The sequence below is a fragment of the Streptomyces canus genome, assembly GCF_030816965.1.
Taxonomy (GTDB): domain Bacteria; phylum Actinomycetota; class Actinomycetes; order Streptomycetales; family Streptomycetaceae; genus Streptomyces; species Streptomyces canus_E.
The window spans coordinates 9,552,687-9,565,316 of sequence record NZ_JAUSYQ010000002.1; the positions used below are offsets into that span (position 1 = coordinate 9,552,687).

At 71.1% G+C, this 12,630-nt stretch carries 12 protein-coding genes and 1 pseudogene; 5 read left to right on the forward strand and 8 right to left on the reverse strand.

Annotated elements, in window-relative coordinates:
- Positions 1 to 96 precede the first annotated feature (96 nt).
- On the forward strand, positions 97 to 2,340 hold the full coding sequence (locus tag QF027_RS44615) for a glycoside hydrolase family 9 protein (protein WP_306973160.1): 2,244 nt from the start codon (positions 97 to 99) through the stop codon (positions 2,338 to 2,340).
- Here the strand turns inward: QF027_RS44615 and qcrB are convergent.
- The 3 genes from qcrB to QF027_RS44630 form a co-directional block, all read right to left on the reverse strand.
- Positions 2,285 to 3,814 carry a cytochrome bc1 complex cytochrome b subunit gene (gene qcrB / locus QF027_RS44620; RefSeq protein WP_306973159.1) on the reverse strand — a complete coding sequence of 510 codons (1,530 nt, stop codon included), beginning with the start codon at positions 3,812 to 3,814 and terminating at the stop codon, positions 2,285 to 2,287. The two genes, QF027_RS44615 and qcrB, sit on opposite strands and share 56 nt — an antisense overlap.
- The gene (sigJ, locus tag QF027_RS44625; protein WP_307081204.1) at positions 3,811 to 4,722 is read right to left on the reverse strand and encodes an RNA polymerase sigma factor SigJ; all 912 of its coding nucleotides are present in this window, start codon (positions 4,720 to 4,722) and stop codon (positions 3,811 to 3,813) included. The genes qcrB and sigJ overlap by 4 nt, the downstream gene beginning before the upstream one ends.
- 113 nt (positions 4,723 to 4,835) lie before the next feature.
- A complete protein-coding gene (locus QF027_RS44630; RefSeq protein WP_306973158.1) occupies positions 4,836 to 5,558 on the reverse strand; it encodes a 2OG-Fe(II) oxygenase in 723 nt (240 codons plus the stop codon).
- Between the two features lie 151 nt (positions 5,559 to 5,709).
- On the opposite strand from QF027_RS44630, the gene QF027_RS44635 reads away from it, so the two are divergent.
- The 3 genes from QF027_RS44635 to QF027_RS44645 all read left to right on the forward strand — a co-directional run bounded on the left by QF027_RS44635 (position 5,710) and on the right by QF027_RS44645 (position 8,484).
- Positions 5,710 to 5,955, forward strand: coding sequence for a hypothetical protein (locus QF027_RS44635; protein ID WP_306973157.1), 246 nt, complete (start codon positions 5,710 to 5,712; stop codon positions 5,953 to 5,955).
- A 3-nt stretch (positions 5,956 to 5,958) separates the two neighbouring features.
- Complete coding sequence (locus QF027_RS44640; protein ID WP_007386606.1) at positions 5,959 to 6,336, forward strand: hypothetical protein; 378 nt, start codon at positions 5,959 to 5,961, stop codon at positions 6,334 to 6,336.
- A gap of 531 nt (positions 6,337 to 6,867) precedes the next feature.
- Positions 6,868 to 8,484: a ricin-type beta-trefoil lectin domain protein gene (locus QF027_RS44645; protein ID WP_307081206.1), complete on the forward strand. Its 1,617-nt coding sequence runs from the start codon at positions 6,868 to 6,870 to the stop codon at positions 8,482 to 8,484.
- A gap of 34 nt (positions 8,485 to 8,518) precedes the next feature.
- On the opposite strand, the gene QF027_RS44650 is transcribed toward QF027_RS44645, so the two are convergent.
- From QF027_RS44650 to QF027_RS44665, 4 genes and pseudogenes are all read right to left on the reverse strand, one after another.
- The gene (locus QF027_RS44650; protein WP_307081207.1) at positions 8,519 to 9,688 is read right to left on the reverse strand and encodes a lactate 2-monooxygenase; all 1,170 of its coding nucleotides are present in this window, start codon (positions 9,686 to 9,688) and stop codon (positions 8,519 to 8,521) included.
- Between the two features lie 58 nt (positions 9,689 to 9,746).
- Positions 9,747 to 10,454, reverse strand: coding sequence for an alpha/beta fold hydrolase (locus QF027_RS44655; protein ID WP_306973154.1), 708 nt, complete (start codon positions 10,452 to 10,454; stop codon positions 9,747 to 9,749).
- A 31-nt stretch (positions 10,455 to 10,485) separates the two neighbouring features.
- A pseudogene (locus QF027_RS44660) lies at positions 10,486 to 10,657 on the reverse strand (cytosine permease); the annotation flags it as partial.
- A 57-nt stretch (positions 10,658 to 10,714) separates the two neighbouring features.
- On the reverse strand, positions 10,715 to 11,278 hold the full coding sequence (locus QF027_RS44665) for a hypothetical protein (protein WP_307081209.1): 564 nt from the start codon (positions 11,276 to 11,278) through the stop codon (positions 10,715 to 10,717).
- 322 nt (positions 11,279 to 11,600) lie between these two features.
- Between QF027_RS44665 and QF027_RS44670 the strand changes: the two genes are divergently transcribed.
- Positions 11,601 to 12,032, forward strand: coding sequence for a protease inhibitor (locus QF027_RS44670; protein WP_307081211.1), 432 nt, complete (start codon positions 11,601 to 11,603; stop codon positions 12,030 to 12,032).
- Between the two features lie 133 nt (positions 12,033 to 12,165).
- Here QF027_RS44670 and QF027_RS44675 read toward each other — a convergent pair whose 3' ends face one another.
- Complete coding sequence (locus QF027_RS44675) at positions 12,166 to 12,555, reverse strand: STAS domain-containing protein (protein ID WP_307081213.1); 390 nt, start codon at positions 12,553 to 12,555, stop codon at positions 12,166 to 12,168.
- Between the last annotated feature and the right edge of the window lie 75 nt (positions 12,556 to 12,630).

Here is a 12,630-nt window from a genome sequence, read left to right on the forward strand (position 1 = left end):
CTAGGTGTCATGGCTGCAACAAACATGGCCTGCGACCGTCAGTTGGGAGCGCTCCCATCGTGAGCGCCGCCCGTACCTCCCCCGAGGAGACCGGACGTGAACAGACGCAAGACCGCCCTGTTGTCCCTGACCGCCCTGCTGGGAGCGGCACTTGTGGCCTCGCCCGGGTCCCCGGCCGCCGCCGACGAGGTCGAGCAGCTCAAGAACGGCACCTTCGACACCACCACCGCGCCCTGGTGGACGAGCAGCAACGTCACCGCGGGCCTGTCCGGCGGACAGCTGTGCGCGGACGTGCCGGGTGGCACCGCCAACCGCTGGGACGCCGCCGTCGGCCAGAACGACGTCTCCCTCGTGAAGGGGCAGTCGTACAAGTTCTCCTTCACCGCGAACGGTTCGCCCGAAGGGCACGTCCTGCGGGCGATCGTAGGACTGCAAGTGGCGCCCTACGACACCTACTTCGAGGTGAGCCCTCAGCTGAGCGTCTCCGGAAACTCCTACTCCTACACGTTCACCTCGCCCGTCGACACCGCCCAGGGCCAGGTCGGCTTCCAACTCGGCGGCAGCGCCGACCCGTTCCGCTTCTGCATGGACGATGTGTCCCTGCTGGGCGGGGTCCCGCCCGAGGTGTACGAGCCCGACACCGGACCGCGCGTGCGCGTGAACCAGGTCGCCTATCTGCCCGCCGGGCCGAAGAACGCCACCCTGGTCACCGACGCCACGGCGAAGCTGCCCTGGCAGTTGAAGAGCGCCTCCGGCACTGTCGTCGCCCACGGCTGGACCGTGCCGCGCGGCACCGACGTCTCCTCCGGGCAGAACGTCCACTCCATCGACTTCGGCGCCTACAAGAAGCGCGGCGCGGGTCTCACCCTGGTCGCGGACGGCGAGGCCAGCCGGCCCTTCGACATCGGCACGGGTGCCTACGAACAGCTCCGGCTCGACGCGGCGAAGTACTACTACACCCAGCGCAGCGGCATCGCGATCCGCGACGACCTGCGCCCGGGCTACGGACGCGCCGCCGGGCACGTGAACACGGCCCCCAACCAGGGCGACAAGGACGTGCCCTGCCAGCCGGGGGTGTGCGACTACACCCTCGACGTCACCGGCGGCTGGTACGACGCCGGCGACCACGGCAAGTACGTGGTGAACGGCGGCATCTCCACCTGGGAGGTGCTGAGCACGTACGAGCGCGAGCTGCTGGCCCGCACCGGAGAGCCCGCGAAGCTCGGCGACGGCACCCTCGCCATCCCCGAGAGCGGCAACAAGGTGCCCGACATCCTCGACGAGGCCCGCTGGGAGCTGGACTTCCTGCTCAGGATGCAGGTACCGGACGGGCAGCCGCTGGCCGGGATGGCCCACCACAAGGTCCACGACGAGCAGTGGACCGGCCTGCCGCTCATGCCGAGCGACGACCCGCAAAAGCGTGAACTGCACCCGGCGTCCACCGCCGCGACCCTGAACCTGGCCGCGACCGCCGCGCAGGCCGCCCGCCTGTACAAGCCGTACGACAAGGCGTTCGCGGCGAAGGCCCTGGCGGCCGCCCGCAAGGCCTGGACCGCGGCACTCGCCCACCCTGACCTGTACGCCTCGGAGAGCGACGGCACCGGAGGCGGCACCTACGCCGACAACAACGTCACCGACGAGTTCTACTGGGCCGCGGCCGAGCTGTATCTCACCACGGGGGAGAAGGCGTTCCAGGACCACGTGCTCGCCTCGCCGGTCCACACCGCCGACATCTTCACCCCCGTCGGCTACGACTGGGCGCGCACGGCCGCGGCGGCCCGCCTGGACCTGGCGACCGTGCCGAGCAGGCTGCCCGGCCGGGACACGGTGCGGCAGTCGGTCGTCAAGGGCGCCGACCGCTACCTGGCCACCCTGAAGGCCCACCCGTACGGCATGCCGTACGCCCCGGAAGGCAACCTCTACGACTGGGGCTCCAACCACCAGATCCTGCACAACGGGATCGTCATCGCCACCGCCTACGACATCACGGGCGCCACGAAGTACCGTGACGGCGCTCTCCAGGGCATCGACTACATCTTCGGGCGAAACGCGCTGAACATCTCCTACGTCACCGGCTACGGCGAGGTCAACTCCCACAACCAACACGCCCGTTGGTACGCCCACCAGCTCGACCCGAGCATGCCGAACCCGCCGAAGGGCACTCTCGCCGGCGGGCCGAACTCGGGCATCCAGGACCCCTACGCACAGAGCAAACTCCAGGGTTGTGTCGGCCAGTTCTGCTATATCGACGACATCCAGTCCTGGTCGACCAACGAGCACACCATCAACTGGAACTCCGCTCTGACCCGGATGGCGTCCTTCGTGGCGGATCAAGGCTGACGTTCGCGTGCTCCACCAGCTCACCGGGCCGCTCGTGCGCGGTGAGCGTGTGGAGCCGGGCCTGATCGAGCGGCTGGTGCACCTCGACGTACTCACCGTGCGGCAGCCGCTTGATCACACCGGTCTCCCGGCCGTGCAGCACCAGCTCCCGGTCCCGCAGCTGGAGACCCAGGCAGATCCGCCGGGTGGCGACGAAGACGAGCGCCGGGACCACGAGCACGCCGATCCGCACGGCCCACGTCACCGTGTTGATCGACAGATGGAGCCGGGTCGCCACGATGTCGTTGCCGCCGCCCGCCAGCAGGATCAGGTACAGGCTGATCCAGGACGCGCCGATCGCCGTACGGACCGGCCTGTTGCGCGGGCGGTCAAGGAGGTGGTGTTCCCGCGTGTCCTTGGTGAACCGGGCCTCCAGGAACGGGTAGACGCCGATGAAGACCAGCAGCAGCGGGAAGATCACGACCGGTATCAGGACTCCGAGGATCAGCGTGTGGCCCCACAGGGTCACCTCCCACCCCGGCATCACCCGCACCAGCCCCTCCGCGAACCCCAGGTACCAGTCGGGCTGGGCGCCCGTGGAGACCTGGTCGGCGCGGTAAGGGCCGTACGACCAGACAGGGTTGATGGACGCCACGGCCGCGATCAGCGTGAGCGCCCCGAACACGAGGAAGAAGAACCCGCCCGCCTTCGCCAGGTACACCGGGAAGAACGGTGTCCCCACCACGTTGCGTTCGGTCTTTCCGGGGCCCGCGAACTGGGTGTGCTTGTGGTAGACGACCAGGATCAGGTGGGCCACCACGAGCGCCGCCATGATGCCGGGGATCACCAGGATGTGCAGCGAGTAGAAGCGGGCCACGATGTCATGGCCCGGGAACTCGCCGCCGAACAGGAACAGCGAGAGATACGTCCCGACGACCGGCACCGACAGGGTGGCGCCGTAGACGAACCTCATGCCCGTGCCCGACAGCAGGTCGTCCGGCAGCGAGTAGCCGAAGAGGCCCTCGAACAGGCCCAGGAACAGCAGTGCCCAGCCGAACAGCCAGTTGACCTCGCGCGGCTTGCGGAACGAGCCCGTGAAGAAGTGCCGCATCATGTGCGTGAGCATCGCGGCGACGAAGATCAGGGCCGACCAGTGGTGCAGCTGCCGGATCAGCAGCCCGCCGCGCACGTCGAAGCTGATGTCCAGCGTCGAGGCGTACGCCTCCGACATCCGCACGCCGTTCAGCGGCGTGTAACTGCCGTGGTACGTCACCTCGTTCATCGACGGATGGAAGAACAGGGTCAGCCACACCCCGGTCAGGATCAGCACGACGAAGCTGTACAGACAGATCTCGCCGAGCAGGAAGGACCAGTGGTCCGGGAAGACCTTGCGCAGGTACTTCGCGCCGAGCGTGCGGGTGCCGAGCCGTCCGTCGAGCCAGCCGGACAGCCGCTCGCCCTTCTCCGGCTCCGCCGGGCGTTCCACAGCAGTCACGCCTCCTCCTTCTGCACATGCGTGAGCTTGTCGGGATTGGTCACGACGAAGAGGTTCGAGTCCCGGTCGCCCTCCGGTGTGAGGTCCAGGACGATCACCGCGTACGGCGAGTCGTGCTCGAACAGCACGGCCGCGTCGTCGCCGTTGCCGCGCCGGTGGCGGACCTCCAGGCCCAGGGCCTGCGCCCCGCCCTGCCTCGCGTACCCGTTGAGCAGCCGGGCCGCCTTCTCCCGGCCGTGCACCGGGCGCAGGGCCTGCTTGCGCATGCCGCCGCCGTCCGTCCACACCGTCACGTCCGGCGCGAGGATCTCCATCAGCTCCGCGATGTCCCCGCCGACGGCGGCCCGCACGAACCGCTCGGTCGCCTCCCGGCGGACCTGGGGACGGGCCTCGTACAGCGGGCGGCGGGCGTGCACAGGGGCCCGCGCGCGGTGCGCCAACTGCCGTACGGCGGCCGGGGTGCGGTCGATGATCTCCGCGATCTCGGCGTGGGGGTAGCCGAACACCTCGTGCAGCACGAACACCGCGCGCTCCAGCGGGGACAGCGACTCCAGGACCACCAGCATCGCCAGCGACACGGACTCGGTGCGCAGCGCGGGGTCGTCGGCGCTCGCCTCGTCGGTCAGCAGGGGCTCGGGCAGCCACGGGCCGACATACGTCTCGCGGCGGCGGTTGACCACGGCCCGCCGCTGGAGCGCGTGGTTGACGGTGATCCGGACCAGATAGGCACGTGGGTTGTCGATCCCTCCGGCGCCCCGGCGTGACCACGACAGCCAGGTGTCCTGGAGCACGTCCTCGGTGTCGGTGACGCTGCCCAGCATGTTGTAGACGACGCCGAACAGCAGTTCCCGGTGCTCGACGAAGACACCGGTCGTCTCTTGGGCGTCGGGAACGGGAATCTCGGACATCTCGTGTGGCCTCCCAGTGGCGCGCTCACCACTGCGAGGCCTTCAGCGCGCCGGAATGTGACATCCGACGGCCGGAATGTGACCCACGCCTCACCGAGGCCGGGGCGGGGCGGCTAGGACGCGTCGTGGAAGACGATCCCGAGCGCGTGCCGCCGGCCGGAGCGCACGACGCTCACCCCGTGCCGCATCGCCCCGGCCGACCAGCCGCGCCTGCTGCGCACGGGCCGGTCCCGGGTCGTGAAGACCACACCGTGGCCCCGGGGGAGGACGGTCGCCGTGCCCCGGGACTGGGCCCGGGGGCGCTGCTCGACCATCAGGAACTCGCCGCCGGTGTAGTCGGTGCCGTACTCGTCGAGGCCGACCACCACCTGCAGCGGAAAGACCAGGTCGCCGAAGACGTCCCGGTGCAGCGCGTTCCAGTCGCCCTGCGTGTAGCGCAGCAGGATCTGCGCCGCACGGTCCTGCCCGGCCGCGTGGCAGCGCTCCAGCCACTCCTCCAGGCAGTCCGGCCACGGTGCCGGGCGTCCGAGACGGGCCGCCCAGTCACGGGCGACGGGCAGCAGGCGGGGATAGAGCGCGGCGCGCAGGGCGGACACCGGGGCGGGCAGGTCGTGGGTGAAGTAGCGGTACTCACCCGATCCGAAGCGGTGGCGTGCCATGTCCACGGTGGTCCGGAAGAGTTCCGGCTTCTCGTACAGCGCTGTCAGGTCACGGCACTCGGCGGGCGTCAGCAGCGGTGCCGTCGGGGCGCAGCCGTGCGCGTCCAACTCGGCGGCGAGGGCGGCCCAGTCGGTCTCGGCGACCCGGGCGGCGGCCACGTCGGGGGTGACGGTCATGTCGTTTCCTCCTCGCCTTCGAGTGTGGGACGCCCGTCGTCCCGTGTCCGGCGGGAATCGGACACGGTGCTCGCACCTCTTCGGTACCGCTCGACTGGTGACTTGACCTGCGGATATTTACGGTTGAGTACCCGCGCGGTACCGTGAAGGCATGCCAGCTCTCAACGTGGAGTTCAGCGATCGCGAGCTAGAGGACCTGCGCCAGATCGCCAAGGAGCGCGGTACGTCGATGAAGGCCCTCGTGCGGGAGGCCGCCGCGGCCGACATCGCCCGGCACCGGGCCCTGCAGGAAGGTGCGGAAGCGTTCCGGCGGTTCTTCTCCGCCCACGCCGACGAGTTCGCCGCCGCCTTCCCGGAGGACGAACCGTCCGCCAGGGGCGCGGGACGGGTCGCCTGACCGATGGCTTCCGTCGTCCACATCGACGTGCCCTGGCTGCTTCAGCGGCACGAAGAGGTCCTGCCCGACCAGCCCACGATCAACGACTTCTCGGCCCTCGTCGCCGCCGTCGCCCGGCATCGCGTCGACCCGCCCCGTCTGGGCGTCGACTCCGACCCCGCCTGGCGCGCCGCCGCCCTTCTGCACACCCTGGCCCTGCTCAAGCCCTTACCGTCGGCCAACGCCCGCTTCGCCTGCGCCACGGCTGTGGCCTACATGTTCGTCAGCGGCGTCGGCATCGACCCGCCCTACGGCGCCCTCGTCGACCTCGCCCGCGATCTGATCTCCGGCAAGACCGACGTCTACGGGGCGGCGGACCGGCTGCGCTCCTGGCAGATCTGAGGCCGGCGGCCGATCCTGAGCCGGATCGGGGTGCCGGGCAGGACACCGGCCGTCCCGCCCCCGGGGCCGCCGACCGAGGGCGGGAGGAGGGGGTCGGCGGCCGGGGTTTCGCGCGGGAGAGCCGCCGTCCTGCGCGGGGCCTCCTGGAAGGGCCGCCTCCAGTGGACCACCGGTGGCCACCCGGGGGGAGCGTGCGTGGCGCTCCGGCGCGTGCGCGTGTTTCACACGGGGCGCATGAAATGTCGAAAGCCGGTGCGAGCGCACGCAGTTGCGGCTCCCTCCGGCTATCTCGCAATTGGCGCGGATGTTGCTCAGGTGCCCTTGTTGGCCGTGAGTGACTTGTGCAAGGGTGAACCACCCATGTGGGGGGCAAGGGCCGGGTCGCATTCGTCCCGTGGGGAACCGGGGTGGAGGGGCGTCGGCGAATTCGTGCTTCCCACGCCCGCGCCCAAAAGGGATGCCCCGTTCGGCACTTCTTTTCGGCAACGAGAACTTCTGTGAGTCCCATGTCTGTGGGAAGGAAACCGCTCAGTGCCAACCCCCCACCCACCGCTCCCTCCTTACCCGCCGCCCGGCGGTGCCTCCGGAGAATCCGACGAGGATTTCGCCGCCCGGCTCAGGGGCCGTCCCGACGGCGAGGCCGCCCAGGCCGTCGCGCTCCTCATGGCGCGCCACTGGAAACCGGCGCACGAGTACGCGGTCATCTGCCTCGCCTCGCCGTCCGAGACCGCCTCCATGGTGGCCGCGGCCGCCTTCCACCAGGTCCTGGACCGGCTGGCGCTCGGCGAACCGGCCCTCGCGCTGCGCCCCAGAACCCTCGTGGCCGTGCGGGACACGGTCAGGGAGTGGACGGCCGAGGACCGGATCACCGATGTTCTGCCGGACCTGGTGAAACCGAACGGCGGCCGCGGTATGCGGGCCGCGAAGTCCATGACCCCCGAAAATCGCAAGCTCGCCGAGCGGTCATTCCAGTCCCTTCCCGGACTCGCCCGCTGCCTGCTGTGGCACACCGAGGTGGAGGCGGAGTCGATTGTCGTGCCCGCCGCACTCCTCGGCATGGCCACCGACACCGCGTCGGCGGCGCTCGAACAGGCGCGTGAAAAATTCCGCGAAGGATGTGTACATGCCCATCGGGAACTCGCGCCGACCAAGGATTGCCGCTTCTACAACCGGCTCCTCGACGTTCCGATTCGTCGCGGCGGAGCCCTGCTGCCGGATGTCCAGCAGCATCTCGCGGAGTGCCGCTACTGCCGTTCCGCCGCGGAACAACTGAGCCATTTCGAGGGCGGCTTGGGTGTGCTGATCGCCGAGGCGGTGCTCGGTTGGGGTGCCCGTCGCTATCTCGAACTGCGCGCCGGGCGTACGCCCCAGACGGAGAGCCGCAGCCGGGGCACCGGCCGGCACAGCGCGGAACGCCGCCGCATCCTCGCGCGCATCCCCACTCCCGGCCGCCGCGCTCCCGGCGAGGGCGGGGGCCTGCGGTCCTCACGGACGCTGCTCACCGGAGTGGGCCTCACCTCCGCCGGCCTCCTCGCGGCCATGCTCGCCGCCGGGCTGTGGTCGCACGACGGCGGCGCCGACCCGGCCGCCTCCACCAGCGCCGCAGGCGGCAACACGGCCCCGGGCGCCGACACGCCGACGCCCGGCACCGCCCAGCTGCCCACCGCACCGGCGGTGACCCGGCTGCGCAACGCCGCCGCCGGCCTCTGCCTGGATGTCCGGGGCACGGTGAAGGAGGGCGCCGGCACCGAACTGGCGGCCTGCTCGACCGAGCGGACCCAGCAGTGGTCGTACGAGAAGGACGGTCTGCTGCGCAGCGAGGCGGATCCGGAGCTGTGTCTGGACTCGCGCGGGGACGCGGGCGTGGTCATCCTCGGCACCTGCGCGGGGGAGAAGACGAAGCGGGCCGACGACGTGCGCTACGACCTCACGGTGCAGGGGGAGTTACTGCCCCGCTGGGACGAGCGGCTATCCCTCGCCTCCACCACCGAGGACCCGGGTGCCGACGTCGTCGTCAAGGTCCGCGACCACTCGGACCAGCAGCGCTGGCTGACCGGCCCGGTCTCCAGCGCCGGGCCCGGCTCACTGTCGGTCACCGGGAGCGAGGCCCCGCAGGCCCGGCCTGCGGAGCTCACGGACCGGATCTAGGACCAGGGAGGCCTCCGCTCACGGAGGCCTCCCCTCAGGCGGGGCCCTCCAGGAGGTCGTCGGGGCCGACCGTCGCCGGTGTCGCGTGTCCGCAGAGCGCGAGCGTGAGGTCCAGCTCCGCGAGCAGACAGCGGATCACGTGCTCGACGCCCGCCTGTCCGTCCAGGCCGAGGCCGTAGACGTACGGCCGCCCGAGGAGCACCGCCCGGGCGCCGAGCGCGAGGGCCTTGAAGACGTCGTCCCCGGTGCGGATGCCGCTGTCGAAGAGGACCGTGAGCCGGTCACCGACCGCCTCCACCACCCGCGGCAGTGCGTCGGCCGCCGCGACCGACCCGGCCACCTGGCGGCCGCCGTGGTTGGACACCACGACCCCGTCCATCCCGGCGTCGGCGGCGAGGCGGGCGTCGTCCGGGTGCAGTACGCCCTTGAGGACGATGGGCCCGTCCCAGCTCTCCCGCAGGAACGCGAGGTCGGGCCAGGTCTTGCCGGGGTCCGCGAACATGCCGACGAAGTGCAGCACGGCCGCGTTGGGGTCCTCGTGCACCGGCTTGGCCAGACCCGCCTGGAAGGCCGGGTCGGAGAAGTAGTTGGCGGTGCCCACGCCGTGCAGGAACGGCAGATACGCCTGGTCGAGATCGCGGGGCCGCCAGGACAGCAGCGGAGTGTCCAGGGTGACGACCAGGGCCGTGAAGCCGGCAGCCTTGGCCCGGTTCAGGAAGCTCAGCGCCACCCGCGGGTCCTTCGGCCAGTACAGCTGGAACCAGCGCTCGGCGTCCCCCATCGCCTCGGCGACCTGCTCCATCGGCGTGCTGGAGGCGGACGACAGGATGTACGGCACGCCCTGTGCGGCCGCCGCCCGGGCCGCCGCCGACTCCGCGTCCGGGTGCATGATCGACAGGACGCCGACCGGCGCCAGCGCCAGCGGGGCGGGCAGGGCACGCCCCAACACCTCGACGGACAGGTCGCGTTCGTGGACGTCCCGCAGCATGCGCGGGACGATCCGGCGCCGCTCCAGCGCCGCCCGGTTCGCTCGCGCCGTACTGCCGTCGCCCGCACTGCCCGTGACATAGCCCACCGGCCCGGGACCGAGGCGCTGCTCGGTGAGCTCCTCCAGCCGGGTCAGGTCGGTGGGCAGCCGTGGCACCGCACCCGACATCCCGCCCAGGTAGATCTCGTACTGGAAGTCCGCCCAGTGCTTGGCCATCCGTCCGAACCGCCTCTCGTCGTCGGGTGCGCCGACGATATCCGCGGGCGGACACTGGTCAGGAGGGGAGGGCCGGGGTCGAAACGGACTCGGCGAGAATCCGGGCCAGTTCGCGCGGCTGGGAGAACATCGGCCAGTGGCCGGTGTGCATCTCGACGAGCTCCCAGTGCTCGCTCTTGAGCAGCTCGGCCACGACGGGCATCGGCTCCTCGTCGTCGAGGAGGCACTTGACGTAGGTCGCCCGAAGCTCGCCCAGGGGACGCGTGAGGACGGCGGGCTCGGTGAGCGTCGCGCCCGGGTGCGGGGACGAGCGGTCGATGATCCGGGCGATCTGTTCGTCCGTCAGGCCCTGGTCGGCGTAGTGCTCCGGGCCCGCGGGCAGCCAGACGCCGTCGCTCTCGTCGATCGCCTTGCGGACGTGGTCGCTCGGCCATCCGGACAGGAACGACTCCCCGTCGACGGGCACGCTGGAGTCCACGAACACCACCCGCGCGAGCCGGTCACCGATCCGCTCGGCGGCCTGTCCCACGGGTATGCCGGAGTAGCTGTGCCCGACCAGCACCACCTCGCGCAGGTCCAGCCGCTCCACCTCGTCGACGATGTCCCGCACATGTGTCTGCTGTCCCGCGGGCACGTCCCGCTTCTCGGCGAGGCCCGACAACGTCAGCGGACGGGGTTCGTGCCCGGCCGCGCGCAGCTCGGCCGCGACCTCGTCCCACGCCGAGGCGCCGAGCCTCGCGCCCGCCACCAGTACGAAGTTGGTCATGCCCGCAATGTAGCCGAGGGCACCGGCACCGCCCCCGCCCGGTGATCGGCGGCACCGGCACCTCGACCGTGCGGACCGGCCGCCCGCCCGCGGGCCCGTACACGGCCCGCGGTTCGGGGAGGACCCGCAGCAGCGTCAGGATTGGTCATGCCCCGCCAGTTCCAGCCGTGCGCGAACCAGTGACGGCCGCCGCGCGGTTGCCGTCCCGCTGGGGTGTGCCGACGGTACGGCCCGCCTAAGCACCCCAGCCGGTGGACGTTTCATCCGTCTTCCTGGTCTCCGGTGGAGGTACCGGCCACCTCCTCGGTGTCCGGCCCCCGGTCCCGCACCCGCTGGACGTGTTCCAGGGAGTCCCGCAGCTCGGCGAGCCAGTCGTCGGTGTGCCGCTGGACCAGCCGGACGCACCAGGCCAGGGCATCGCTGCGGCTGCGGGCGACCCCGCCGGCGATCAGGGTGTCCAGGACCTGGCGCTCGGGCTGGCGCAGCCGGGTCATGACGGGCGCGGCCACGTGTGTGAACAGGACGCGCTCGCCGTCGCACTCCACTCCCCAGGACACCTTCCGGCGGAACTTGTGCTCGGCCTCGCGGGCGACCTCGATGCGTTCGTCCCGGGTGCGCTCCCGGAACTCCTGGATCCTGCCCTGTACGGCCGCCTCCCGCTCGGCGGCCGAGACGTCCTCGGCGAGCCGGGGGCCGGGGATACGGCCGATCACGGTGATCTCCTCGCGGTCGACGACCACCTCGGCCAGGGCCTCGAAGAGGTCGTCGGGCAACCGGCCGGTGAACCAGCCGCGCAGCTTCTCTCGTTGCTCGTCAGTAATCATGTAATCACGATTACTCCAGAGCTCCGGGAATGCAAGCGGCTGGGACGGGCTGCGCTGACGGCGGAAGCGGAATGTTTCAGGCCTATTGCCCAGGCGGGGTGTTCAGGCCATCCGGCCGGATCGGACGATCAAGAACCGCCCGGTTGAAGGGCTCAGCTGTTCGGATGACGTGACTTCACGCCACTGATTCAACACGCAAGGTTACTGAAAGCTGTGGGGTCGATGTGAAGTTCGGGCCAGGACTCGGCAGACTCGCGCTCGCCGCTCCGGCACCGACCGAGTCGGAGGGCACACCCTCGAATCCAGCGGAAGGATGCACACAATGCGGAACACCGCGCGCTGGGCAGCGACCCTCGGCCTCACGGCCACCGCCGTCTGCGGGCCCCTGACCGGGGCCGCCCTCGCCGAACCGGCCGCCGCCTCGGGCCTCTACGCTCCCTCGGCCCTCGTGCTCACCCTCGGCCACGGCGACAGTGCCGCCACCGTCACCCCGGAACGGGCCGTGACGCTGACCTGCGCCCCGACCCCGTCGGGCACCCATCCGGCAGCGCCCCTGGCCTGCGCCGAACTGCGGGCCGCGGGAGGGGACTTCGACGCTCTCGGGGCCAGATCCGACGCCCTGTGCACCAAGGAGTACGACCCCGTGGTGGTCACGGTCGACGGCGTATGGCGGGGCAAGCGGGTCTCCTACGAACGCACCTTCGCCAACGAGTGCGTGAAGAGCTCCTACGAGACGAGCGTCTTCGCGTTCTGAGAGACCGGGGTCGCGTGGTGCCCGTGACTGCCCGAGGGGCCCGCAGTTGGGGAGTGCCGCCCCTCTCACGGAACCCCGTGATCCCGCACCGAGGGCCGGCGGACGGAGTGGGGCCGTCCGCCGGCCCCTCGGGTCACGCCTTCTCCGGGAACTCCGGGAACCTGGGGAACTCGAGGAGCGGTGGGAAGCGGCGCCACAGGCCGGAGGCACGCAGCAGCCGGTGCAGGTGCGGCCCGTCGGTGACCAATCGCAGCCGCCCGCCCCGCGCCCGCGCCCGGGACTCGGCGCGGCACAGCACCCGCAGGCCCGAGCAGTCGAAGAACTCCACCTGCCGCAGGTCGACCAGCACATCGGGCCGATCGGTCGCGGTCGCCGCGTCCAGATGCTCCGCGAGGAGGCCCGCCGTCGCGAGGTCGATCTCGCCGACGGCCTCCACCACCGTGAACCCGCCGTTCACCCGGGTGCGGGCATACGGGTTCGCCGCGGGCGTTTCGGGAGCGCGGTCGTCGGACTCCGGCGTCATGGCCGCTCCACCTCGGCGAGGGACGCATTCGATCTCGGTAGTTACCCCGCAGCGGCGTGGAGCATCCACCCAGCG